The following is a 23,550-nucleotide window of genomic DNA, read 5'->3' on the forward strand; positions in this document are numbered from 1 at the left end:
ACAAGAGCTGCTAAATAGCTGCTTCTGGGCAGAAAACACCAGATAGTGTGATTGTTTTGGACTTTTCAGTCTAAGTTCCCCAGTCGATCAGGTGTCGAAGTGGACTGGTGCACTGGCCGGCCGCCCGTAGCGGCGGCACGAGGCCACCGCTACGGGCCCCAGACCGGCTCGAGCTCTGACCAGGAGGGACACAGGGACGCCCCTCGTGCTCCGGATTCCACGGGCGAAGGTCCTGGTCCACACCCTGGAACGTTGCGGCGAGCGAGGTCGGCAAGCTGTATGCGAAGCCGATCGTCGACCCGGGGCAGCCCGCGCCCGCGGTGTTCGGCATGAACGAGCCTGTGTTCTTCCCATGGTGTGGTGCTCTGTCGCTGCCCACACCGGGCGAGGCCTGGTGTGGGCAGCGACAGGTGAACAGATGCTGATCTGATGCTGCGTCAAGGGGACACTGAACTGTGCTGCCCTCTGTCGGACGTGAGGCGTTCTTGTCACCGGACCCTGTGTTCCGGTGTGTGGCGTAATCGAGCGGCGATGTGCGTGGTCACCGCCGGGAGTACAGGCGCCCGTCCGACCACAGCAGGTCTGCGCGGCCCCAGCGTGCTGCCGCGCGCACGTCGGGGAAGAAGCCGTGTCCCTTGTCGTTGGCACTGGTGTTGCACAGCACCGGTACGCCGCTGAGCTGCTCGTACTCCGTGAGAACCGCCGCCAGCAGCGGGTTGTCGCGCTCGGTCACGGTCTGGAGCCGGGCCGTGCCGTCGAGGTGGACGACGGCCGGGATCTTCTCGTGCCACCCGGGGCGCACCGCGTGGTCGAAGAGCATGTACGGGTCGGGACAGCCGGGGGAGAAGATCTCGGGTGCCCGGTGTTCCAAGCAGATGGGGGCGACCGGACGGTAGTCGGCGCGGCTCTTGATGTCGTTGAGCCGGTCCTTCATTTTGGGGTCAGTGGCCGGGGCGAGGATGCTGCGGCCTCCGAGCGCGCGAGGCCCCAACTCGGCCCGCCCGTTGAGGACCACGACCGGCTCCGCGGTCTCGTGGAGCACCTTGGCGAGCCTGGCGGCGTCGCACGGCTCCCATGTCCGCCCCTGCACGTCGGTTACCGGCAGCAGCCGCGGGCCGCTGAACACGCCCCAGTCCAAAGCGGTTCTGTCCTCCTGACAGACCATCTCCGCGACCGCCGTGCCGATCGCGGCACCGGAGTCGTTCGGGAACGGCGGAATCCATACCTCGCGGAAGAGGCCGCTGGTCCGGATCAGACTGTTCCACTTGATGTTGAGGGCGCACCCGCCCGACATGCAGAGATTCGGGCTGCGCACGTCGGGAGCGAGCTCCGCCATGCGCTCGCGCACCGCGGTTAGCAGCCTGGTGCCGAGATAGCCCTGGAAGCTCGCGATGAAGTCGGCGTCCGAGCCGCCAGGCCACACCGCGGCACGGTGGTCGCGGAACCACTCGGCCAGTTCGATCCCGGTGTCGAAAGTGAGTGGAATGCGGTCCAGTTGGGTGTCGAAGACCCGGTACAGGTCCGGCTCGTCCCGTCCCAGGGCGGCATACGCCATTGCCTTGCCCGCGACGTCGAGGTTCCGTGGTACCGCGGCATTGCTGATCTCCTGCTCGTGCTGTCGCGCCGCGTCCGGGGAGCGGAACGGGTCCCACTGGGCGCAGTAGTCGGCGAAGGCGTTGCCGTAGACGGGGAAGAGGGGACCCAGGCTCCGTACCTGAAACGGCGAGGCGTCCACGCGGTACAGCCGGGGAACGGTGCCGCCGTCCCAGACGATCGCCAGTGCGGACTCGCCGCGGGCGGCGAACGGGCTGGTGCAGTAAGCGCCGAGCAGGTGCTGCGTCACGTGGTGATAACTGGCGTACGGGGTGACGCCGTCTCCCAGCGGCAGGCCGGCGAATTCGTAGCGGCTCAGCGCCACCCCGGAGGGAGCGTCCTCTTCGCTGTACGGTGCCACCTCGAGGGCTAGGGGCCGCCCGTGGTGCGTGACCTCCCGCAGGATCGGTGCGGGCTCGCCCGGTGCCGCCATCCACCCGTCGACCGCCACGGCATCGAGGTCGGACAGTCCCACGCCCTCCCCGGCCAGTACTTCCTCGACGACTTCCAGCCGATCCAGCGGCTGGAAGCGTGGGTTGCCCGCCAGTTTCTCCATCTCGATGCTGCACAGCAGTTTGCCGTTCTCGATGACGGCGATCCCGCCGTCATGGGTGAGCTTCAGCCCGCAGATCAGCATTTCATATTCTCTCTTCTTTGAGGTGTCTCTTCTGTGCCCCCCGTCTCGTAGGCGAACGGGTGGATTGTGAAGTGGCTTTTCAGGCTTCACAAAGGGTGGGTTCCTCAGTTTCCCTTGGGCTTCCACAACGGGGCAGCAGCCTGCCCCCGCAACGCCGACCAGTGGTCTCAGCGGTGGCCGTAGGCTTACAGCGGTGTGCCCGTGGGCGCATGCTTCATGCCCCGGGGTTACACGATTCGTCCGACCGTCCGAATATTGCTAACCCGGATGCTGTGCTGCTCCGAGGCTCTTTCTGTGGCGGTTTCGGATATCGGCCCAGGCTGCCCGGCAGTCTTCGGGAATCGCCATTATGATAACGGCCTCACATTCGACAGCGCGAAGGCGGCATTCGACATGACGACTACCGATGTGGCAAGCCTCTACGAATACTTTCCGTTCCCGTCCCCGGCGGAGGACGCTCCGCTCATGGACATGATCGCCGACCAACTCCCCTTCGTCCTGCGCGACTCGGGAATGGAGGGCTGGGAGGTGCTCGATGCCGGGTGCGGCACCGGCTCCATCCTGCTGGCGCTCGCCCGGCGGTACCCCCGGGCCCGGTTCACGGGGGTGGACGCCTGCCGCCGCTCCATCGAGATCGCGCGGCGGAGCGCCGAGTGGCACGGGGTGACCAACGTCGAACTCGTGCACGGCAGCATGCCCGAACTGGACCTGCGGCGCCGGTTCGACCTCGTGGTCTGCTGCGGAGTCCTGCATCATCTCCCCTCACCGCGGGCCGGGTTGCAGTGGCTCACCGAGCACATGGCGAACGACGGATTGATCCATCTGTGGCTGTACGACGCGGTCGGCGAACACAGCCGGATGCTGGACCGGGAGCTCGTGCGACTGCTCACGCCGCCCGGCAGCCACGAGGGCGGGCTCGCCACGATCCGCGACCTCGGACTCGAACTGTCCCTCGCGGACTACGGCTTCCCCGCCGGCTGGACCGGTACCCCGCTCACCCCTGCCGAACAGGACGTCGCGGACGCCGACGCGTACCTCAACCCCGTCGTCCAGCCGATGCGCTTCGCCGACATGCCCGAGCTGTTCGCGGGCCTGCCGGTGACCTGGCTGGCCGCGGACCGCGTCTACCACCCGGGCGGCATCGGCCTCGTCGACCTCGCGGGCGAGGAGGCGGAAACCAATGGCGGCGCGGTATTCGTGCGCCCCGAGGACCTCTTCGACCGACCGGCCCTGCGGCACCGCGTCCGCGAGTTGGGAAACCTCGACCGACTGCGGGCGATCGAGCTGCGGCTGCGGCCCACCGGCTTCGAGGTGCTCGCCGGCCGCGGCGCCGGCCTCGACCGCTGCGTACCTCGCATCGCGGGCAATCTGCTGCCGTTCGGCGGCGGTCCGGGACCCGGCGCGCGCTGAGCGCCGGGCATTCACGTACGCTCTCTCGACACCGCGTCAGACACGAGCGGTGGAGACCGGTGTGTTGAGCAGAGCGCGGGTGTGGGCGGCGGCGCGGATGCCGGTTTCGACGGCGCCGTCCATCCACAAGGCGTTGTAGCTGGTGGAGGTGTCACCTCCGGCGAAGGCGATGCGTCCTTCTGGGGCGCTGATGGCGGGCCCGTGCGTGGTGAGCCAGCCGGGGCGGTAGGCGATCCAGGTACCGCGGGCGTAGGGGTCGTGGTTCCAGTCGTGGCTGTGCACCGCCCTGACACGGGCTGCGGGCGCGTAGGCGGCCAGGGCCTTTTGCGCCCCGCCCAGGGTGTACAGGTCGGGGGAGGCCACGGGGTCACCGAAGCCGGTGAGCAGGCTGCCCTGGTCGGTGACCCTTTCGGTGCGGATCCACTGGAATCCGTCCGGACTTCCCGCGGCGAAGAAGTGCGGCTCGGGCAGGCCCTCGGCCAGCAGCCAGACCTTGGCGAAGTGACCGGCGTGCCCCTGTGCGGTGACGGCCTGCTTCGCGGAGTGCAGGGCCGGGCTGAAGTCGATGCCCTGCCAGCAGTTCAATGGAGTGGCGACGATCGCGGTGCGGGCGAGGAACCGCTCCTCGGCGTCGGTGATGACCTCGACGTGGTCGGAGGTCTGGGCGACACGGCGAACGGGTGAGGAGAGGTGGACCTCGGCGCCGGCATCGGCGATGAGGGCGTCCAGGAGTGTCTTCGTCCCGTCGCGGAAGCTGTCGAGGACATCGAGGGCCAGCGTCTGCTGCGCGAAGGGGGTGTAGCGGCTGGCGATCTCGCCGAGGAGGTACAGGGCGGAGATCTCGTCGGCGGGGGCCCCGTAGTGCACCGACGCCTGCTGACTGAGCGTGGCGACCACTGTGGCGGACAGGCCGAGCGTGCCCAGGTACTGGCGGACCGACACGTCCAGCGGACGGGTGCGGTCGGGGACGTGGAGGTAGGGGAGAGTGGCCTGGGCGGTCTCGGTGATGCGCCGGACAGCCTCATCGATTTCGGCACCGTAGCCGGGGGGCAGGGCCTGCGGGTCAGTGTGGCGCATGCCGTCGATGATCAGGCTGCTGACGGTCGTACTGGGGGTTTGGACGACGGGCAGGTGGTAGCGGTCGGCCTCGACGTAGATGTGGCGGAAGGTGTCGCGGCGGCCCAGCCACATGCCGCCGAGGTCGACGGCTGTGCCGGTGCCGGGGAAGGTACAGGTCCAGGTGCGCCCCCCGAGGCGGTCGCGGGCTTCCAGCAGCACCACGGAATGCCCGGCTGTCCCCAGTTCGCGTGCGGCGGTGGCGCCGGAGATGCCGCCGCCGATGATGATCACGTCGTGCATGTGTGCTCCTGAAGGGTCGGCCGAGGTTTCGGCGCGTGGTGCGAAGCGGCTCGGTCGCCTCGCCGGGGGTCAGGGTGCGGTCTCGGCGCGCACCTCGGCGGCGATCCGGTCCCAGGCCAGTCGCACGTGCCGCGGCTCGGTGCCCGGCGCGCCGATGGCCATGCGCAGCAGTACCCGGCCGCCGGCCTTGGTGTGGGTGAGGTACAGATCGCCTGAGTCGTTCAGCCGCTGCATCACCCGCAGCGTGGCCGCGTCCGCCTCCGTGTCGGACAGCCCAGGCCACAGCGGGCGAAAGCAGACCAGGCCCAGCGGGTGGTGCGGGTGCAGATGGAATGCCGTGTCGGCCTCGATCCCCCCGGCCAGCTCCCGCGCCAGGCCGATGCCGCTGCGGATGTGTGCCCGCAGCCCCTGCGCGCCGTACCAGCGGATCACCGACCACAGCTTGAGCGCTCGGAAGCGGCGGCCGAGCGGGATCTGCCAGTCGCGGTAGTCGATGACCTCGCCGGAGGCGGTGGCCTGGTTGCGCAGGTATTCGGGGAGGACCGAGAGCGCGCCCACCAGCGGTGCGCGGTCGGCCACCCACATCGCGGTGCAGTCGAAGTTGGTGAGCATCCACTTGTGCGGGTTGGTGACGTAGGAGTCGGCGTACTGAGCCAGTCCATCGTTGAGCCACCGCAGTTCCGGGCACACCGCCGCCACACCCGCATAGGCCGCGTCCACGTGCAGCCAGGCGCCGTTGTCGCGGCACACCGCGCCGACCTCGGGAACCGGGTCGATCGCGGTAGTGGAGGTGGTGCCGACGGTTGCGCAAACCAGCAGTGGAACGGCACCGGCCGCGCGGTCCTGGGCGATCATCGTCTCCAGACAGGCCGGGTCCATCCCCAGGGTCTGCTGATCGACGTCCACCACCCGCACGGCAGCCGCGCCGATCCCACAGATCCGTGCGGCCTTCACCAGCGAGGAGTGGGTCTCCGAGCTGGTGTAGATCGTGTACCGCGCGGTGATGCCCTCCCGCCGCGGGTTCCCATCGCTGGCCCGGTGCAGCGCGGCGACGACTGCCACCAGCGCTGCGCTGGACGCCGAGTCCTGGATGACCCCGTTCCCCCGGAACGTGTCCGGCAGTCCCAAAAGGTGCACCAGCCAGTCCATCACCCGGGTCTCGAGCTCGGTGCAGGCCGGACTGGTCGCCCACAGCATGCCCTGAACGCCCAGCCCGGACGAGAGAAGGTCGCCCAGAATTGCCGGACCGCTGGCGTTGGCCGGGAAGTACGCGAAGAACGAAGGATGCTGCCAGTGCGTGATGCCGGGCAGCAGCACCCGGTCCAAGTCCGCCATGACCCCCTCGAACCCCTCACCGGTCTCCGGCGGGCTCTGCGGCAGCGCGTCCAACACCTCACCCGGTACGAGCTGGGACCGCACGGGGTACGACTCGATCTTCTCCTGGTAGGCGGCGATCCAGTCGATCACCTGCCGGCCGTAGCGGCGGAACTCATCGGGCGTCATATGCCCACGCGCGACACTGCTTCCCGACACCGTACTCCAAATGATTGGCGTGGATTCCCAGCCCGACTCCCCTAGAGTCGGGCTTTTTTCATACCGCAGTGCCCGGCGATCTGCGCGAGAATGGCTGCGGTGCTCAGTCAAGCACCCCTGGGCGGGAAGGCAGAGCCAAAAGGCGGGAGTTCACCCTATTCGGTCGCCTGGCGAGGTCGCAGGTGCCCGGCGTGGGATCCCTCAACCGGGCGCCCCGAGTGGAAGAGTTCCTCGTGCGCAACGTCCTTAAAACACTGGAACGGGGATGGGTGACCAGTTATGACTCCTGTGAATGAGCACCGCGCGGAGACGGGAGGACGGATTGACGAGCCGTGTGCTCGGCGGAGGAGAGAAATTACGCAGGCGATCCGCAGGGCGGGCGGGCTCAACTCGCACCCGGTGACCTACAGCACAGAGGAAGACGAGCTGTGGGGCACGATGGTGTCGAAGCTCAACGCCATGCACTCCCGCGTCGCCAGTTCGCGCTACCTCCGGGCCAAGGAGCGGCTGCCGCTGCCCGTCACCCACACGCCCAGGATCGACGACCTCGGGCGGCGCCTGAACAACCTCACGGGGTTCCGCCTGCTCCCGGTCGACGGGCTGACCCCGGTAAGGGACTTCTACGGGCGCTTCGGCGACGACATCTTCTCGACGACCATGTATCTGCGTTGCCCCAGCCAGCCCCACTACAGCCCCGAGCCCGACATGCTGCACGAGCTCGTCGGTCATGTCGTCATGCTGGCCGACCCGCAGTTCGCCGATCTCTACCGGCTGTTCGGAAAAGCAGCGAACAACGCCACTTCCGAGCAGGACCTCCAGGCGATCAGCCAGGTCTTCTGGTTCACGATGGAGACAGGTCTCGTGCAGGAGGACGGCCGGACCAAAGCATACGGAGCGGCCCTCCTGTCATCGAGCGGAGAACTCGCCAAGCTCGACTCCTGCCTGGTCGATGAATTCTCCATCCAGGAAATGATCGCATCAGATTACGACATCTCCACTTACCAGGGGCGGTTGTTCATCGCACAATCCGTCGAGCAAATGGTCAGCGAAGTCCGCTCCTTCTTGGCGCGTGCTTGAAATCGAAATTTCTTCATGCATGGCCGCGTGTCGGCGGAGGTAGCCCGCGGGGGTGCATTATATCTCGGATTTACATTCCAATTGCATGCAGCGAAGGCGGTGGCGAAGCCATGACCACGACGAATGTCGGCAGCCGGTCATACGACATGGGAACTCAGGTGCACGACCCAGCCGCGGTGCGGCTGGTGGAGATCACCCTGGGGTTCTGGATCGGGCAGGCCGTGGGTGCGTTCGCACGACTGGGCATCGCGGACGCGTTCGCCGGTCAGCACCGGACCGTGGATGATCTGGCCGCCCGAACCGACTGCGATCCCCGAGGACTGTGCCGGCTGCTGAGTTCGCTGACCGGTGTCGGAGTCGTCCGTGTGGTCTCGCCCGGCGTATTCGCCCTCGGCGAGTTGGGACAGCTCCTCCGCACCGACCACCCCCAGTCCATGCGAGACCTCGCGGTGCTCCAGAGCCGGCCGTGGATGTGGCGGGTCTTCGAACAGCTCCAGCACGCGGTCTCCACCGGTGGCGCCCCCATCCAGGACGTCCTCGGCGTCGACTGCTACTGGACCTGGCTGCACGGTCGGCCCGAGGAGCGGCAGGTATTCGATGCCGGGATGGTGTCGGTGGCCAAGGTTCTCCAGATCCCCACCGCACTCTCCTACGACTATCGAAACGTACGCCGGATCGTCGACATCGGCGGTGGCCTCGGGCAGGTGCTGACTGCGATCCTCAACGCCAACCCCCACATCGACGGCACACTCTTCGACCAGCCGGCCACCGTCGCCGACGCCGCTCAGGCACTGGCGGACGCGGGGCTGGCAGACCGGTGCTCCGTGGCGGGGGGCGACATGTTCCAGGCCGTACCCGCAGGCGGCGACACCTATCTGCTGTCCTTCGTGCTGATGGACTGGGACGACGAACATGCGGAGCGGCTGTTGCGCAAGGTGGCGGCCGTGCTCCCCGTACGCGGGCGGGTCTTGGTCCTCGACTGCCTGGCGGACCACCCCACCGACACCGGTTCGTCGGGGCACCCCTTCCACATGGGGCGCACGGTCGACCTGTTCCAGATGTGCATGGGCAGCGCCCGGGTCCGCAGTCGCGCGGAGTTCGAAGAACTCTATGCCCGCGCAGGCCTGCGGCTCCATGCGCTTCACCTGCCGCAGGCACCGGTTGGCCTGATGGAGGTAGTCCCTGGCTGAGAGGGCGCCCCGTTCTCCTGTGAGCCTCCGCTCCGGACCGGTCGGCCCACTGGTGTCCCGTTAGCCTGTCGGTATGACGGAGCACGTCGTGCACCACGGTGCGAGGGGTCTGGTCACTCCGGAGGAGGCGGACGCACTGTGGGCCGTTCTGACGGCCGACGGTACCGTGCCGGCGGTCGCCGGGCCGTTCACCCACCGGCCTTCCCCCGCCCGGGCGGGGTATGTCCTCGTCGGGTGCCGTGTCGTCACGGCGGTTCAGGTGGGCGGGGACCGGTGGCGTGTTCCGGAGGCCCAGGTGCGCGAAGCGGCGGCGGAGTTGAACGCGGTGCGGATGGACCGGCGGGACCTGGTCCGTGTCGGTCCCTTCCGCGCGTCGCAGGGGCCCGCGTACGACGAGGAGACACGGATGCGTTGGCGGCGGCGCGTCGCGGACGAGCTGGCGGGGCCGGCCGGTCCCGGGCGCACGGCAGGTCGACCGACTCACCTGGCGGGGATCGACTGGCGGCGAGTGCTGGTGGAGCGCGACCGTGCCGGGACCCGGACGTGGTGGCTGCCGCGCACGGTGGTGAGGCTGCTCGACGCGGCCGAGCACGCCGAGACACGGTGGCTGCGAGCCGAGGCGATCGGTGAAGGGGACGTGGCCGGGGGACCGGCCGCGACCGCTTCTTCCCCCGCCGCCCGGCAGGACGTGGGAGCCGATGGCGGGCCGGCGCCGCGCTTCGCGGGTACCGTGTCGCCACCGGATCCCGTGGAGCAGGGCGTGTCACAGCTCTCCGAGGAGGCCACCGCTCCGCCCCGCCCGTACGGGAAAGAGCTCGAAGGCCGTCGGTACTCCGTGCTCAGCAGAGAGCCCGGCATCACGGAGAGGGTGGCCGGGTGGCTCTGCGCCGTCTGCCTCCGTGTGCCCGCCGCGGTCCTCGACCACTGCCACGAGCACGGCTATGTCCGCGCCCCCGTCTGCCAGTCCTGCAACACGCGGGAACGTCCCGACCACCTCTACGCCACCGACGCCCGCGTCACGGACCGCTGCCTCCGCCTCTTCCGCACCGACGCCGAGACATGGCTCCGCCACTGGCACCGCTGTACCGGCTGTCGCGCGCGCACCGTCCTGCCGCTGCCGCACCTCGCCGCGTGGACGGCGTTCATCGCCTGCCGGTCCCTGCGCCCGACCCACCGGACTCCGGGCGGACGCAAACCCTGCGGAGCCCTGCGTGTGTCCTGGACGGGCAGTCAGAACACGCCGCGGGCCTGTCTGCTCACCGTCATGGTCGACTTCTGTCCCTCCGGCGAGCACCGGATCCTGGCCCGGGTCCCCTACCGCGAGGCCGTCCGGTTGTTCCACGACTGGCTGGCCGAGACGGCCCCCGCCGTGGCCGCTGCGGCCGGTCCCGACCGGGTGGACGGCCTCCCGACCCAGCCCCGCCCGGTCGTCGTGGACACCAGTGGTGACGGCTTGGCACTGTTCTGAGGCGGTGTGCCGCGCACGGCGAGGCGGACTCCGGCGCCATGGCACGGGCTGAACCGCCCCGTATGGCGTTGCGTACATCCCGGCAGGCGTCGGCGTCGTCGGCGTCGTCGGCGCGGCCGGCGGTCTCGGCGCAGATGCGGCAGTGCTCATGGCGCTGTGCGTGCCGGCTGCACAGATCGTGACTGCGCCGGCAGACGATGAGGCATGCCCCGACTGCGCGGTGAGCAACGTGTGGCGATCCGCGGGAACCAGCCGCTCCTTCCTTCCGACTGTTGTGGGGGAGCGAGGAGGTGGCATGGACGGTCTGGACGTCCGGATGTGTGAAGTCGTCTGCCGTCACGGCCGGGTGGACGCCGTGCGGGACGTCGGCCTGGACGTCGGGGCGGGCCAGCGGGTGGCGTTGACCGGCACCAACGGTTCGGGCAAGACCACCTTGCTACGAGCTGTCCTTGGCCTGCACCGTCAGTACGCCGGCCGGATCCTCGTCGGCGGTCGGGGCACGGAGAGCGCGGCCGAGTGGGCATGGCGGCGCCGGGCGTGCGCGTGGATTCCGCAGAAACCCGCGGTCGGCCGGTTCCCGCTGCTGGCAGGGGAGTTGCTGGCAAGCAGCGGCGCGCGCGTCGAGGCGGTGGAGGCGGCGGAGAAGCTGGGCGTCGGGTCGTTGACCGGCCGGCCGCTGCACACGCTCTCCGGAGGCCAGCTGCAACGCATGTATCTGGCCCGCGCGGTCGGCTGTGTCGCGGCCGGCGCGGGGGTGCTGCTGGCCGACGAGCCCACCGCCGCGCTCGACTTCGCGGGACAGGAGGAGGCCGCCGACGTCCTGCTGTCCCTGCCCGTCACCGTCGTGGTCGTCACGCACGACCGGGCGCTCGCCGATCGCTGCGACCGGGTGCTGGAGATGGCCGCCGGCCGGCTGAGGGAGGTCCGGTGAACACCCTCGCCGCCACCGACCTCGGGCCGCTCCTCCAGCTCTTACCCGTCCAACGCGCCGGAACGGCACTGCTGTTGGCTGCGATCGGTCTCCCCGTGATCGGTGTCGTGATCGTCGGGCTCGACATCATGCCGGTGCGGTTCGCGATGATGCACGTCGCGCTGCTGGGCATCGCGGTCGGACTGCTGACCGGGCTCGACCCCATGCTGTGCGCCCTCGTCGCCTGCGCCCTGGCGGGTGCCGGGGTCGCGCCGCTCGCGCGCACGCCGGACGGCCTGTCGGGCGCGATGGGTTTGCTGATGAGTCTGGCGATCGCCGCCGCGCTGCTGCTTCTTGCCGTGTCCGGGGTGAACGCGCAGGGCGCGTTCGCGCTGCTGTGGGGCTCGATCCTGTCCGTGGGCACGGCCGACCTGTGGCTGCTGGGCGTGCTCGCGGTCGTCGTACCGGCGCTGTTCTGGTGGCGTCGCCGCGATCTCGCCCTGCTGCTCCACGACCGTGAACTCGCCCTTTCCTCGGGCGTACGCGTCGACCTGCTCACCCTCCTGCTGCTCGTCCTGGTCGCGGTGTCCGTGGCCGGAGCCATCAAACTGACCGGTGCGCTGCTCGTCGACGCGCTGACCCTGCTGCCCGCGCTGGCCGCGAGGCGGCTGGGCACCTCCCTGAAGTCCATCACCGCCTGGGCGGTGGGCATCGGTGTCGTCGTGAACCTCACCGGGTTCCTTGTCGCGTTGAAGCTCGACTGGCCGCCCGGGCCCGTGCTCGTCCTGACGGCCGGGATCGTCGTCCTGGCCGTCCATCTCATTCCCGAACGGAGAATCAGCTCATGGCGCGCATCCGCGTCCGCATCATCCGTGTCCCTTCCCTTCTCGCACTGAGTCTGAGCACCGCGCTCGTCCTGACCGCCACCGGCTGCGGCTCCGACAAGGCCGACAGCCCGGACGCGAGCACGAGCGGGAAGACCGACGCCGACACGCCCGTCGTCGTTGCCACCACCACCTGGGAGGGCGCCTTCGCGAAAGCCGCGGGTGCCGAGGACGTGAAGGTCATCGTCCCGTCGTCCGCGCAGCACGCCCCCGACTACGACCCCAAACCGTCCGACCTCACGGCCGTCGCCGGCGCCGACTTCGTGCTCTACGCACCCTTCGAGCCGTACGCGGAGAAGATCAAGGAAGCCGCCGGGTCCGACGCGAAGCTGGTCGAGGTCAACCTGGACAACGACGCCGACAAGGTGAGCGCCGAAGTGGCACGCCTGGGCGGGCTGTTCGGCACCGGGGACGCCGCCACTCAGTGGAACGCCTCCTTCGAGAGCGAGTACGGCACGCTGCAGAAGCAGTTGAAGGAGGCATGGCCGGGCGGCAATGCCCCGACCGTCGTCGCCCAGGTGTTCTCCCTCTGGTCGGCGAAACTGGCGGGCGCCGAGGTGAGCGGCACGTACGGCCCCGAGGCCGTGACGGCCGAGCAGCTGTCCGAGCTGTCGGGGAAGAAACCCGCGTACGTCTTCGACAACGTCCACATGACGACGGGCGAGGTGCTGCCGGACTCGGGGGCGAAGCAGGTGGAGATCGTCAACTACCCGGGCAAGGACCTGGATCTGATGACCGTCTACAAGAACGCGGCGGAGACGATCGAGAAGGCGCTGGCCCCGTAGCGGGGCACGCGAGGGAGGAGGGGGAGTCCTCCTGACAGGAGTGCGGGGCCGCCGGGAGACACACGGCGGCCCTCTCACGTACGGGTCACACGGCCTGCGCCGCGGGCTTCGGTGCCTGCGCCGCGCACCGCTCCCGCAGCAGCGCCCGGTCCGGCTTGCCCGCCGGAGTCAACGGCAACTCCGTGACGAAAAGCAGGCGTTCGGGGTGCTTGCGCCGCTCAAGTCCGCGCCTGTCCAGGTGCGCGGACAGCTCCTCCAGCGTGGGCGCATTACCCCGCGGCACCACGCAGGCCGCCAGCCGCTCGCCCATCAGCGCATCCGGCACCCCGACGCACACCACGTCCCGGACCAGCGGATGGCCGGCGAGCTCGATCTCCACCTCGGCCGGGCTGATATTGGCCCCGCCCCTTATGACGACGTCCTTCAGGCGGCCGACGATCCGCAGGTTGCCGTCGTCCTCGACCAGGCCGAGGTCGCCGGTGCGTACCCAACCGTCGGCGGTGCGGTAGCGGGCATCAAGGTCCGGGGCGGCCACATAGCACAGTGGCGTCATGGGACCGCGGGCGACGATCTCACCGACCGAACCCTTCGGCGCTTCCTGCAGTTCGGGTGTGCCGGGGACGGCTATACGGATGTCGGCGACGCGCGGGTCGGGGTGTCCCGCGAGGATGCCGGGCCCTTCCCCGCGCAGGGGTTCATCACCCAGCCCGGTGTGGCAGTTGACGCCGTCGGCCGAGCCGTAGAGGTTCACGACCGGGCAGCCGAAGACCCGGCGGGCCTCCTCGGCCGTGGCCTCGTCGAGCGGCGAGCCGCCGACGACGACGGCCGTCGGGGGAGTCGGCGCCGGGTGCCGCCCCTCGGCGGTCCGGTCCAGCATCATCCGGATCATGGTCGGCACGCCCAGGACATGCGTGGGCTCGTGCTCGGCGAGCGCGTCCAGGGCCGCCTCGGGGGTGAAGTGGTCCAGCAGGACGAGCGTTCCGCCGTGCCGGGCGAGCGTGACGGCGGTGCCGTTGCTGCCGAACGCGGAGGCCAGCGGTACGAGGAAGAGACAGCGCGGCGGCTGACCGTCGGGGATGAGGGAGGCCAGGAAGTTGCCGCGGCCGCCGGCCAGCGCGTTGTGGGAGTAAGCCACCATCTTCGGCTCGGCCTCGGAGCCGGACGAGACGAGGATGCGGGCGGCGGAGTCGGGGTCGGGGCGGGCCGGACTGAAGGAAGTGGGGTCGGTGCGCAGCAGTGAGGAGAGCGCGACAGTGCCTTCGGGGGCGGTTCCCGGCCCGGCGCTGATCACGGTGCGCAGGTCGGGCAGTTCACCGGTCAGAGCGAGCAGGCCGGCGGCGTGGTGGTTGCCGCGGTGTTCGGTGGCGGCGATGACGGCGACCGCCTCCGCCCTGCGCAGCAGCGAGGCCGCCTCGCGGTGGCCGCGGCCGACCGGGAAGGGCAGCGCGATCGCGCCCAGGGCGGCCAGCGCGAGGTCGGCGATGACGGCGCCCCGGCCGTTGGGGAGCTGTATGCCGACGACGTCGCCGGCGCGTATGCCGAGCCCGGACAGCCCGGCGGCCAGACATCGCACCTTACGGTCCATGGCGGTGTAACAGAGCTTCCCCCTGGCATCGAGGACCACGGTGCGGTGCGGGTCGGCGATCTGCCGGGACCGGTAGAGGCTGTAGAGGTCGAGGTCGGGGCAGCTGCCGTCGACCGCCCAGCCGCGGCGCAGTCCGGCGGGAAGCAGGTCGTGCAGGGCCACGGTCATACGAAGCTCCAGGGGGTCGGCACGGCGGGTGCGCCGTGGGCGTCGCGGCTGATCGAGCCGGAGGAGAGGAGAAGGGCGAGGTCGGTGACGACCGGGACGGCGGCCAGACCACGCTCGCGCAACCGCAAAAGCGCCTGACCGGTGGACAGTCCGCGCACGTCGTACGGGATCGCGCCGTGATCGGGAAGGGCGATCCAGCCGTCCGTCGTCGGCAGCGGGCGGCGGAACCCGGCCGGCTGACGCGGGTCGAGCCCTTGTGCGGCCCGGGCCCGGGCGGGTGCCGTGAGCACGTCGGCGGCGCCGAGGAGAGACGAGTCGACGCGCACCCCGTGACCAGTGCGCTCACGCAGCAGCAGTCCCGCCAGGACCCCCTCGGTGCCGAGCAGCCCGCCGAGGACGTCGAGCAGTGTCATCAGCGACGGCGCGGGTGTCTCGTCGGCGGGCCGTACGGCCTCACCCACCCCGGTACGGGCCTGGACCATGAAGTCGGTGCCCATGGGAGCGCCTGGCAGCCGGCCGGCCCAGCCGCTGGTGTACGCGTAGACGAGCGCGGGGTTGGCGGCGGCCAGGTGCTCGTGGTCGAGGCCGAGTTGCGCGGCCTTGCCCGGCGCCCAGTTGTGCAGGAACACATCGGCGTCGGCAGCCATCTCGCGCAGCCGCTCCCGGTCGGCCGGGGACTTGATGTCCACCTCGACGGCCTTCTTGCCCCGGTTCAGCGCGAGCCACCGTGCCGAGACACCCGAGCAGGTGGGCGGCATACCACGCAACGGGTCGCCGCCCGGCGGCTCGATCCGGATCACCTCCGCGCCCAGCAGGCCGAGGAGATGGGCGGCAAGCGGGGCCTGGACGCGGCGGCCGGCCTCCAGGACGGTGAACCCGGACAGCGGCGGATCGCCGCTCGCTCTCCCCGGGGCGTACGTGGCGTCGCGCGGGCTCAGTTCCCAGGGCGGGGCCCCGTCGTACTCCGCCGCCCGTTCGGCGAGTGACCGCAGCGGGCACACATCGGCGCCGGACGTCTCGGCGGTGTGCCGGACCCGCTCCCAGGAGCTCGCCCGCACCGCCTCGTGCAGGGTCCGCGGGAAGGGAGCGCAGGCGGTGGCGTAACGGAACTGGAAGGGCCGCCACCCCTGACGTATCGCCTCCTCCGGTGCGTCGAGGGCGCGCCAGAACGCCGCCCACACCCCGGGGTCGAGCGTCTCCAGTTCGAAGACGGTCCCGTCGGCGGAGGTGAAGGGGGGCCCGCCGGGCGCGAGTTCGGCGGCCTCGCCCTCCTCCGCCCCGGCGGCGGCCAGGTACTGCGAGGCCGCGAGCAGACCGGCCCGCTCCGCGCTCACCTCCACCTGCGCGGTGCGCCCGCCTCCGCGCGCCGAGGCCAGGAGCCCGGCCAGCAGGCCCTGCACGGCGAGCACGCCGGTGGCGGTGGCGGCGTAGTCGACGGCGAGCCCGCGCGGGGAGCCGTCGCGCCGACCGTGCACCGCCATGATGCCCGTCGCCGCCTGAGCGGTGGCCTCGTCCGTCGCGGTCATGCCCCATGTGGTGCGGGCGGTGACCTCGCCGAGGTCTTCTCCGGTGACGGTGAGCCGGCTGCCGGAGCTTCCGTCTCCCCGGGCGCCGAGCAGCCGCAGATGCTCCGCGACGAGGCCGTCCGCCGGACCCGGTGGACCTGAGCTCTCCAGTCGGAGTCCGTCGAGGGGGCCGACCGTCCGAGCGACGGCCGGTGTGGCTGGAGTCGCCATGCCACTCCTTTCCTGACGCGCGGGAACCCGGGGGCGGTCGCCCCCGACCTGTTCCACGGAAGAGGAAGTCGGACGGCCGAGGGCCGGGGTTCCCGTGACCTCTGAGGAAAGTAAGGAGAAATCCGCATGGAGGACTTCACCGGAGCGCCCCAATGCCCGGCGGAAACAACAGAGTTGAGAGACCGCGTCGGGGCGTTCGTACGCGACCGGGTGGTGCCCCGTGAACCGCTGCTGGACGCCGGCGGACCGGAAGCCGCAGCCGCCCTGCACGGACTGCGGGAGGCAGCGACGGCCGAGGGGCTGTGGGCGTTGCCGCTTCCCGCCGAACTCGGCGGGCAAGGGCTGCCGCTGGGGTCGTACGCGCATGTCGCCGAAGCGGAGGGAGCCAGCGACCACGGACCGGCCGCCCTCGGATCGGCACCTCTGCTCGACGCGCTGATGCTGTGGCGGCACGGCAGCCCCGGCGTCCGCGACCGCTACGCCGAGCGCCTGGTCGCCGGGGAGATACGGGCCTGCTACGCGATGACCGAGCCCGAGACACCGGGCACCGACCCCTTCCTCACCGCCACGCGTGCCGTGCCGGAGGAGGACGGAAGCTGGCGGGTGAACGGGCGGAAGTGGTTCACCAGTGGGGCCGCCGACGCCGACCTCGTCACGGTCCTCGCCCGCACCGACGGCGAACCGCCGGACCGCGAAGAGCTGTCGCTGCTCCTCGTGCCCACCTCCTCACCCGGCTTCCGTGTGGTGCGCGAACTGCCGGTGTTCGGTGCGGGCGGGCAGTGGGAGATCGCCCTGGACGAGGTGATGGTCGACGGGGACCATGTGATCGGCGAGCGCGGCAAGGCCCTCGCCGTCGCGGGCGAACGACTCCAACTCGGCCGTACCCTGCGCTGCCTGCGCTGGCTGGGCCAGGCACGCCGGGCCTTCGACCTGATGCGCGAGCGCGCCGTGAACCGCACCCGCTCCCGAGGCCCGCTCGGCGACCTGCAACTCGTCCAGCAGCACGTCTTCGAGTCGCTGCTCGCCCTGCGGACCACCCGCCCGCTGGTGTACGAAGCGGTGGCCCGCCTCGACGCGGGGGCTGACGCGCACGTGGAGGTGGGCCTGGCCAAGGTGGCCGCCGCCCGCACCCTTCAGCAGGTGGCCGACGCGGCGATCCAGGTCCACGGAGCAGCCGGCCTCGGCCCGGACACCGCTCTGCCCGCCCTGTTTCGCACGGGCAGAGCGGCCCGGCTCCTCGATGGCCCGGACGAACTGCACATCACGTCGGTCGCGCGCCGGGTCCTGCGCACCACCTAGGGCCGCAACAGGCAACGTTCGCCCCGTCGCGGCGTCCGGTGCGCACTCTCGCCGCACCGGGCACAAGCCCAAGTACGTCCAGTACGGGGGCGTGCGCCCGGCACGCCGAGAGCACGCACCGGACGCCGCTCCTTGACGGGCACACATTGCCTGCCGCGGCACCGGGTTGGATCTCGGCGCGTGAGGTCGGGCGGCTCTGTCACCGTCCGGCCCGCCCCTCGAGGCGGCCGGCCCCCGGCCCTCGCCCGCGCGTACGGCTGCTCCGACGAGGAAGCAAGCTGTCCGGGCGGTTCCGCGCGCCTCGTACGACCGCCCGGTTTCCACGCTGTCCGACAGCGCCCTGAAGGGATGCGGGGCCGTATCGCCATGCGGCCCCGCCGCGACGGGACGGTGTCCCGTGGAGTGGTGCAGCGGATCACGTTCCGCTGGGAGGCGCTGCCACCGATGGCCGGTGCGTCGGTGTCCGAGGGGCGGGAGATACAAGATCGGCCACACCGGACAGCGGGACGTGACCCGCGACCGGCGACGACGGGTCCCCCGGTTTCGAGCGAAGCCGAGAGCGGGGAGAGCGACCGGCCGAAACGGTGCCGCAGACGAACGACGGCATGACACGGCACGTCCGGCGGAGCGCTCAGGCGTCGTGCGGGCCGACGAGGCCCGTGAGTGCGGCGAGCGCGTACGCGAGGAAGAAGTCGCCCCAGATCAGCTCGTGTTGCGTCGCCGTCCCGGCGGCGAGGTCGTAGCAGCCGTTCAGGAGACGGCCGTCCGCCGTGACATGGGTGCGGACCAGTTCGTCGAGAAGTGTGACCGCCTGCTCGCGGTGGCCGAGCTTGAGCAGGGCCACGGTGGTAATGGCGGCGGCGGAGGTGTCGAGAGGGCCTTCGGGGTGTGCCTCGTCGGCCGGAGGCACAGCCGGTTCCCGGAGCAAGTGACTTACGGATTCTGCCGGATCGTCGGTGTCCAGATGGTGCGCGGCATCGGCGACGGCCAGCAGCAGCCAGGCGCGGCCTCGGCTCCAGCCGGGCGGCGGGTCGTCGCAGGACGCCCAGCCGCCAGGCCGCTCGTACCGCCAGGACCAGCGGAAGCAGCCATCACCCGCGCAGAGTTCCAGATGACGGCGCAGATGGGACCCGGCCGCCCGTGGGTCCACCGAGGCAAGCAGCGGAACCATGCCGGGCACGCCGTCCACGCGCGCCAGGAGACGGGGTCCGCCGAACGCCGAGCCCCAGGGAACCAGGCCGAGTTCGCAGTCGTAGGCGTCCCGGCAGGCGTCAGCCGCCCGCAGACGCAGAACGGCGGCCTCGGGTGTGTCGGCGAGCGCCGTGCCGTACCAGAGGATCAGTCCGCGCGTGGCGGTGTCGGCGTCCACCCAGCCGGTGAGCCGGGCGGTGAACCGTTCGGCGGCCTCGCGGTCGATCCCCTGCCCGGAATACCGGGCGCGGAGCCACAGCAGCCCTGCCCAGAAGCCGCCCGTCCACGAGCCCCGCCCGGTCGTCGTCCACCGGCCGCCGCCGGGGTCCGCGAACAGCGGGAAGCGGTCGCCGACATCGGTCCGGGCGACAGCCACCCGGTCGAGGACGGACTTCAGCGCCCGCCCGGCCCAGTCGGGTACGGCAGGCGGGGGGCCCGTGACCGCACGCGGCGTACTCATCGCCGTACGACCGGTCGCCGTTCGCGCACCGCCCAGACCAGGGCCACCACGCCCGCGCCCAGGAACTCTCCCGCGACCAGCAGCCATCCCGCCCCGTAGTGACCGGCCGCGGCGAGCAGCCCGAACAGCGGCGGACCGAGCGCGAACCCGGCGAAGAAGCCGGCTGAGACCAGCGCCGAGTCCTGGCCGGCCCGGCCGGCTGCCGCGCGCTGCATCACCAGCACCATCGAGACCGCGTTCGCGGCGACCGCGAAGACGCCCACGGCCACCGCCGCGACCCAGGCCAGCGGATGCGCGTACGCGGAGGCCGCGAGCAGCAGCGCCGCCCCCACCGCACCGGCCGCCAGTGCGCCCGGCAGCCACACGGCTCGGCCCGGTTGTCCCGCGACCTTGGACCAGCCCAGTCTCCCGGCGATCCCGGCCACGCCCAGCACCGCCACCAGGGCGGCGGCCGTCGTCGGGCCGAGATCGAGCCGCCGTACGCCGTAGAGGGCGAGGTAGGTGTTCACGGAGGCGATGCCGCAGCCCAGCAGCAGCGAGTAGGCCGCCAGCCAGGCGATCGTTCCCCGGGGGATCCACGAGACGGGCGCGTACTTCGGGGGCGGATCGGCGGGCAGGGCCCGCGCCGCCCAGACCGCGGCCACCACGGCCGTCCCGGCCGCCGTCCACACCGCGCCCCGCCAGCCGACGGCCCCGGCCAGCGCGGCCAGCGGCAGTCCGGCGGCGAACGCGCCCAACTGCACGCCCGACTGTTTCATCCCGGTCACCGAACCGCGCCGTTCGGCGGGAACGGCGGCCAGGATCGTCTTGTTCGTGGCGGGGTTCGCCAGTGCCTGCGGCAGCCCGCCCAGCGCGACCGCCGCCAGCAGGAACCCCGCCCCCGGAGCCGCCCCGATCAGTGCCAGCGCCACCGCCGACACCAGCAGCAGCGCGACCAGACAACGGCGTGGCCCCAGACGGTCCACCACACGCCCACCGGCCGGTGAGAGCACAGCCGCCGCCCCGAAGCCGACGGTCGTGGTCAGGCCCAGCACGGTCGGCGACACGTCCAGGTCGTCCACGAGCCGCGGTCCCAGGGCGCCGAGCAGGAACAGCTGCATCATCGAGAAGGCCATGGCACACGTCAGCAGCGCGGTCACAGCCGCGGTCGCCCGCGCCGGGCCGCTGCCGACCGCGGTCCGGGTCTCGCTCTGCTCCGCCGCCACCGGCGCCCCTCCTCCACCCCGACTCCGCCCGGCGGTACTTCCCGGGTCCTCGGTAGGAGTCGGCAGGAACGACCGGCGAGTTCCCGCCCGCTGTTGTGGTGTGGATCACGGCGGCGGGCCTGAGTCGGATACCCGGGTCGTTTCCGTACCCTCCCGTGACCCAGGTGACCCGGACTGCGAAGATGAGGCGCCATGACTGTCGGGTGGTGTTCTCGCACGCTACGGGCCGCGGTGTTCGCGGCCGTCTGCGTGCTGCTCACTGCCCTGGGTCACGTCATGATGTCGGGGGTCCCGGTGCCTTGGTGGGCCCTGGCCGCAGGGGCGGCTGTGACCGGCTGCACGGCCTGGCGGCTGGCAGGACGCGAGCGCGGGCCGGTCCTGGTCGGCTCCGTCGCGGTGGCCGCTCAGGCCGTCCTCCACTCGTCGTTCTCGTTCGCCCAGGCCCTCGTGCACCCGGAACCGTCCAGCGGCAGGTCGCTCGTCCAGCAGTGGCTGGGCCACCTGCTGTGCGGTTCGCCCTCCGGGCCGGGCGCGGGGTATGACGCCATGTCCACGTCCGTGGGCTCCATGGACCACGGGACGGGCGCCATGCACTCCATGGGGTCGATGGACCACATGACGGGGGCGGCGCACTCCATGGGATCGATGGGTCCCATGGGGGCCGCGCATTCCCTGGATCACGGCATGGGCGGCATGTCCTCGGCGGGCATGCTCGCCGCCCACCTGCTGGCCGCGTTGCTGTCCGGCCTGTGGCTCGCCCACGGCGAACGCGCCGCCTTCCGCATCCTGCGGGCGCTCGCCGGCTGGCTCGTCGCACCACTGCGCCTGGTCTTCCGGCTGCCCTCGCCGCCGGACCGCCCACGCGTCCGGTCCCGCCGGGCCCGTACGGGGCGCGGGCTGCGGCAACTCCTTCTCACCCACGCGATCGCTACTCGGGGACCGCCCGCCGGGACCGCTGTCGCCTGACGACAGCCGGTTTCCCGAGGCCCGTCCACACAGACGTCGAGCCGTCGGCTCCCTGCCTCGGGCATCGGCCGCGCACACCTGTGCCCGGCCGTTCACCCTTCACCGGTTCCGCCGTGCCGCCCGCTGTTCTGCGCGCGCCGCCCCGGACATCGGTTCCCTGGATTCCCGAGAAGGAGAGACACCAGGTGATCATTCCCGCCCTGTCCTCAGCACGCGAAGAACCGAAAGATGTGTCGGGAGACGAGTCGATCACGGCGTGGGCACTCGCCGCCCGCAGCGGCGACCCCGACGCTGTCGAGAAGTTCGTCCGCGCCCTGCACCGAGACGTCCGCCGCTACGTGACCTTTCTCGGCGCCGACCCTCAGAGTGCCGACGACCTGACCCAGGACACGTTCCTGCGTGCCCTGGGCAGCCTGCACCGGTTCGAAGGCCGTTCCTCGGCGCGTACCTGGCTGCTGTCCATCGCCCGCCGCACGGTGATCGACAGCATCCGCTACAGCTCCTCCCGCCCGCGCCTGTCGGACACCGATGACTGGCAGTCGGCCGCCGAACGTGCCCAGCCGCGCGGTCTGCCCGGCTTCGACGACGGCATCGCCCTCGCCCAGCTGCTCGACACACTCCCGGACGACCGCCGCGAAGCGTTCGTCCTCACCCAGCTGGTGGGACTTCCCTACGCGGAGGCGGCCGGTGTGAGCGACTGCCCCATCGGCACGGTGCGCTCACGCGTCGCCCGAGCCCGCACCTCGCTGATCGAGTGGCTTGACGACGCCGAGCACCGCACGCCGGTGGCCGCTGCGGCCTGACAGGCCGTACGTCGCTCCGGGGGCCGGGGAACGCCGTCACGTCGGCGTCTCTGCCGGGCGGAGTGGATGCACAGGCCCGGCGAACAGCACCGGGCCTGTGCGGCATGGGAGCGGGACTCCTGATGACGCGCCCGACGCCTGGACGACTCCCTGGCACTCGGCGGCCCCGCGGGAGTCCGACGGCAGGTGGGCCCTCGTGCCCCGGGCGAGGGCCGAGCGGCTCGGCCGCCCGGTCCGCCGGAACGGCAGACCGGGCCACTTCGAACGGTGGATGGTGTCCCGTGGAGCGGTGCAGCGGATGCACGTTCCGCTGGGAGGCGCTGCCCCCGATGGCCGGTGCGTCGGTGTCCGCGGGGCGGGAGACACAAGATCGGCTACACCGAACAGCGGGACGTGACCGAGCGGTGCCGACACATGCGCCTCCATCGACCGATGGCATGCGTGAACGCGGCTGCCCGGCCACCCGTAAGTAACGGGAACGGTCGGTCCTGAGAAGTCTCCCCGATGTCCCGGAGGTGCCGCATGGCAGGCGTCACCGAAGACGCCGCCGATGTCCTGCGTCTCGCGCGGGCCGGGGTCCTGGCGGCCGTCTGCGTGGTGACGACAGCGCTGGGCCATGCCCTGATGTCGGGCGACCTCCTGCCCTGGTGGGCGGTGGGCCTCGCGTTCGCCGTGACGGTCCCGGGCGCCTGGTGGCTGACCGGCCGGGAACGCGGCGCCGCGACCGTCGTCGGAGCCACGGTGGGCGCGCAGGGGCTGTTGCATCTGCTGTTCAGCCTCGCCCACCTGCTGATCCGCCCGCCGGACGCCACGACCGGTGGGCCGGGGACGGAACAGGCCTCCGGCATGCACCACGGGGCGGTCTTCACCCACTCCGGCGTGGCCGTGCACCATCACGGGGCCCGTTCCGGGGTGGTGGAGACAGCTTCCGGCACACCGCTGTTGTCCGCTGTGATGCACGGGAGTACTGCCGGGATGCTCCTGACGCACCTGCTGGCCGCCGTCGTGTGCGGGCTGTGGCTCTGGCGGGGCGAGGCGGCCGTCCACCGGATCGGCCGGGCCCTGGAAGCCCTCCTCTTCGCACCACTGCGCCGGGTCTGCGGCGTCCTCTTCCACCCGGGCGACGGGCGCGAGGCGCGGCCGTACCGGGCCGCCGCCGGTGACTGGGAGCGGCCGCAACCGACACCCGTCTCCCTGAGGCATGTCCTCGTCCGAAGAGGGCCACCGCGGAGCCGGTCCGCAGTCAGCCGCCCGTCTCCCGATCCGCTGCTCGCCGTACGGCCCTGAATCC

Annotated in this window: 18 protein-coding genes; 11 read left to right on the plus strand and 7 right to left on the minus strand. The window is 71.2% G+C overall.

Annotated features, from left to right (window positions below):
- Positions 1-541: 541 nt before the first annotated feature.
- Entirely contained in the window at positions 542-2,230 is a 1,689-nt protein-coding gene (locus tag TU30_RS10105; protein WP_042167432.1) for a carbamoyltransferase N-terminal domain-containing protein, read from the minus strand.
- 393 nt (positions 2,231-2,623) lie between these two features.
- Here TU30_RS10105 and TU30_RS10110 point away from each other — a divergent pair, with 393 nt between their 5' ends.
- Positions 2,624-3,640 (plus strand): bifunctional 2-polyprenyl-6-hydroxyphenol methylase/3-demethylubiquinol 3-O-methyltransferase UbiG, encoded by a 1,017-nt coding sequence (locus TU30_RS10110; protein ID WP_042167433.1) that lies wholly within the window; start codon positions 2,624-2,626, stop codon positions 3,638-3,640.
- A 36-nt stretch (positions 3,641-3,676) separates the two neighbouring features.
- Here TU30_RS10110 and TU30_RS10115 read toward each other — a convergent pair whose 3' ends face one another.
- The gene (locus tag TU30_RS10115; RefSeq protein WP_042167435.1) at positions 3,677-4,999 is read right to left on the minus strand and encodes an NAD(P)/FAD-dependent oxidoreductase; all 1,323 of its coding nucleotides are present in this window, start codon (positions 4,997-4,999) and stop codon (positions 3,677-3,679) included.
- A gap of 69 nt (positions 5,000-5,068) precedes the next feature.
- Positions 5,069-6,502 carry an aminotransferase class V-fold PLP-dependent enzyme gene (locus tag TU30_RS10120; protein WP_042167437.1) on the minus strand — a complete coding sequence of 478 codons (1,434 nt, stop codon included), beginning with the start codon at positions 6,500-6,502 and terminating at the stop codon, positions 5,069-5,071.
- A gap of 309 nt (positions 6,503-6,811) precedes the next feature.
- On the opposite strand from TU30_RS10120, the gene TU30_RS10125 reads away from it, so the two are divergent.
- The 6 genes from TU30_RS10125 to TU30_RS10150 all read left to right on the plus strand — a co-directional run bounded on the left by TU30_RS10125 (position 6,812) and on the right by TU30_RS10150 (position 12,846).
- Positions 6,812-7,609, plus strand: coding sequence for a hypothetical protein (locus TU30_RS10125; RefSeq protein ID WP_078878214.1), 798 nt, complete (start codon positions 6,812-6,814; stop codon positions 7,607-7,609).
- A gap of 110 nt (positions 7,610-7,719) precedes the next feature.
- Positions 7,720-8,799: a methyltransferase gene (locus tag TU30_RS10130; RefSeq protein ID WP_078878215.1), complete on the plus strand. Its 1,080-nt coding sequence runs from the start codon at positions 7,720-7,722 to the stop codon at positions 8,797-8,799.
- 73 nt (positions 8,800-8,872) lie between these two features.
- Positions 8,873-10,267: an endonuclease domain-containing protein gene (locus TU30_RS10135; protein WP_042167441.1), complete on the plus strand. Its 1,395-nt coding sequence runs from the start codon at positions 8,873-8,875 to the stop codon at positions 10,265-10,267.
- Positions 10,268-10,562: 295 nt separating this feature from the next.
- Positions 10,563-11,198 carry an ABC transporter ATP-binding protein gene (locus TU30_RS10140; protein WP_042167443.1) on the plus strand — a complete coding sequence of 212 codons (636 nt, stop codon included), beginning with the start codon at positions 10,563-10,565 and terminating at the stop codon, positions 11,196-11,198.
- Positions 11,195-12,073, plus strand: a complete 879-nt coding sequence (locus TU30_RS10145; RefSeq protein ID WP_042167444.1) for a metal ABC transporter permease — start codon at positions 11,195-11,197, stop codon at positions 12,071-12,073. Before TU30_RS10140 ends, TU30_RS10145 begins: the two co-directional genes overlap by 4 nt.
- Positions 12,022-12,846, plus strand: a complete 825-nt coding sequence (locus TU30_RS10150) for a metal ABC transporter solute-binding protein, Zn/Mn family (RefSeq protein ID WP_042167446.1) — start codon at positions 12,022-12,024, stop codon at positions 12,844-12,846. Before TU30_RS10145 ends, TU30_RS10150 begins: the two co-directional genes overlap by 52 nt.
- An 85-nt stretch (positions 12,847-12,931) precedes the next feature.
- Here TU30_RS10150 and TU30_RS10155 read toward each other — a convergent pair whose 3' ends face one another.
- A complete protein-coding gene (locus tag TU30_RS10155) occupies positions 12,932-14,599 on the minus strand; it encodes a class I adenylate-forming enzyme family protein (RefSeq protein WP_042167448.1) in 1,668 nt (555 codons plus the stop codon).
- Positions 14,596-16,335, minus strand: coding sequence for a CoA transferase (locus TU30_RS10160; RefSeq protein WP_042167450.1), 1,740 nt, complete (start codon positions 16,333-16,335; stop codon positions 14,596-14,598). The genes TU30_RS10155 and TU30_RS10160 overlap by 4 nt, the downstream gene beginning before the upstream one ends.
- A gap of 126 nt (positions 16,336-16,461) precedes the next feature.
- On the opposite strand from TU30_RS10160, the gene TU30_RS10165 reads away from it, so the two are divergent.
- Entirely contained in the window at positions 16,462-17,634 is a 1,173-nt protein-coding gene (locus TU30_RS10165) for an acyl-CoA dehydrogenase family protein (RefSeq protein WP_042167453.1), read from the plus strand.
- A 631-nt stretch (positions 17,635-18,265) separates the two neighbouring features.
- Here the strand turns inward: TU30_RS10165 and TU30_RS10170 are convergent.
- Together TU30_RS10170 and TU30_RS10175 are read right to left on the minus strand one after the other, a co-directional pair.
- On the minus strand, positions 18,266-19,285 hold the full coding sequence (locus tag TU30_RS10170) for a sugar ABC transporter permease (protein WP_042167455.1): 1,020 nt from the start codon (positions 19,283-19,285) through the stop codon (positions 18,266-18,268).
- Positions 19,282-20,400 (minus strand): MFS transporter, encoded by a 1,119-nt coding sequence (locus TU30_RS10175; protein ID WP_078878221.1) that lies wholly within the window; start codon positions 20,398-20,400, stop codon positions 19,282-19,284. Before TU30_RS10175 ends, TU30_RS10170 begins: the two co-directional genes overlap by 4 nt.
- A gap of 282 nt (positions 20,401-20,682) precedes the next feature.
- Between TU30_RS10175 and TU30_RS10180 the strand changes: the two genes are divergently transcribed.
- The 3 genes from TU30_RS10180 (at position 20,683) to TU30_RS10190 (ending at position 23,546) form a co-directional block, all read left to right on the plus strand.
- Complete coding sequence (locus tag TU30_RS10180; RefSeq protein ID WP_042167461.1) at positions 20,683-21,456, plus strand: hypothetical protein; 774 nt, start codon at positions 20,683-20,685, stop codon at positions 21,454-21,456.
- Positions 21,457-21,641: 185 nt separating this feature from the next.
- On the plus strand, positions 21,642-22,259 hold the full coding sequence (locus tag TU30_RS10185; protein WP_042167464.1) for a sigma-70 family RNA polymerase sigma factor: 618 nt from the start codon (positions 21,642-21,644) through the stop codon (positions 22,257-22,259).
- A gap of 522 nt (positions 22,260-22,781) precedes the next feature.
- On the plus strand, positions 22,782-23,546 hold the full coding sequence (locus TU30_RS10190) for a hypothetical protein (protein WP_042167466.1): 765 nt from the start codon (positions 22,782-22,784) through the stop codon (positions 23,544-23,546).
- Positions 23,547-23,550: the final 4 nt, after the last annotated feature.

Source organism: Streptomyces sp. NBRC 110035 (genome assembly GCF_000829695.1).
Taxonomy (GTDB): Bacteria; Actinomycetota; Actinomycetes; order Streptomycetales; family Streptomycetaceae; genus Streptomyces.

Bases quoted from the DNA above. Each gene is read 5' to 3' on its own strand.
- TU30_RS10130 (WP_078878215.1), top strand. From the start codon at position 7,720: ATGACCACGACGAATGTCGGCAGCCGGTCATACGACATGGGAACTCAG.
- TU30_RS10165 (WP_042167453.1), top strand. From the start codon at position 16,462: ATGGAGGACTTCACCGGAGCGCCCCAATGCCCGGCGGAAACAACAGAG.
- TU30_RS10110 (WP_042167433.1), top strand. From the start codon at position 2,624: ATGACGACTACCGATGTGGCAAGCCTCTACGAATACTTTCCGTTCCCG.
- TU30_RS10190 (WP_042167466.1), top strand. From the start codon at position 22,782: ATGGCAGGCGTCACCGAAGACGCCGCCGATGTCCTGCGTCTCGCGCGG.
- TU30_RS10150 (WP_042167446.1), top strand. From the start codon at position 12,022: ATGGCGCGCATCCGCGTCCGCATCATCCGTGTCCCTTCCCTTCTCGCA.
- TU30_RS10180 (WP_042167461.1), top strand. From the start codon at position 20,683: ATGACTGTCGGGTGGTGTTCTCGCACGCTACGGGCCGCGGTGTTCGCG.
- TU30_RS10120 (WP_042167437.1), bottom strand. From the start codon at position 6,502: ATGACGCCCGATGAGTTCCGCCGCTACGGCCGGCAGGTGATCGACTGG.
- TU30_RS10160 (WP_042167450.1), bottom strand. From the start codon at position 16,335: ATGGCGACTCCAGCCACACCGGCCGTCGCTCGGACGGTCGGCCCCCTC.
- TU30_RS10115 (WP_042167435.1), bottom strand. From the start codon at position 4,999: ATGCACGACGTGATCATCATCGGCGGCGGCATCTCCGGCGCCACCGCC.
- TU30_RS10155 (WP_042167448.1), bottom strand. From the start codon at position 14,599: ATGACCGTGGCCCTGCACGACCTGCTTCCCGCCGGACTGCGCCGCGGC.
- TU30_RS10175 (WP_078878221.1), bottom strand. From the start codon at position 20,400: ATGGCCTTCTCGATGATGCAGCTGTTCCTGCTCGGCGCCCTGGGACCG.
- TU30_RS10135 (WP_042167441.1), top strand. From the start codon at position 8,873: ATGACGGAGCACGTCGTGCACCACGGTGCGAGGGGTCTGGTCACTCCG.
- TU30_RS10105 (WP_042167432.1), bottom strand. From the start codon at position 2,230: ATGCTGATCTGCGGGCTGAAGCTCACCCATGACGGCGGGATCGCCGTC.
- TU30_RS10140 (WP_042167443.1), top strand. From the start codon at position 10,563: ATGGACGGTCTGGACGTCCGGATGTGTGAAGTCGTCTGCCGTCACGGC.
- TU30_RS10125 (WP_078878214.1), top strand. From the start codon at position 6,812: ATGACTCCTGTGAATGAGCACCGCGCGGAGACGGGAGGACGGATTGAC.
- TU30_RS10170 (WP_042167455.1), bottom strand. From the start codon at position 19,285: ATGAGTACGCCGCGTGCGGTCACGGGCCCCCCGCCTGCCGTACCCGAC.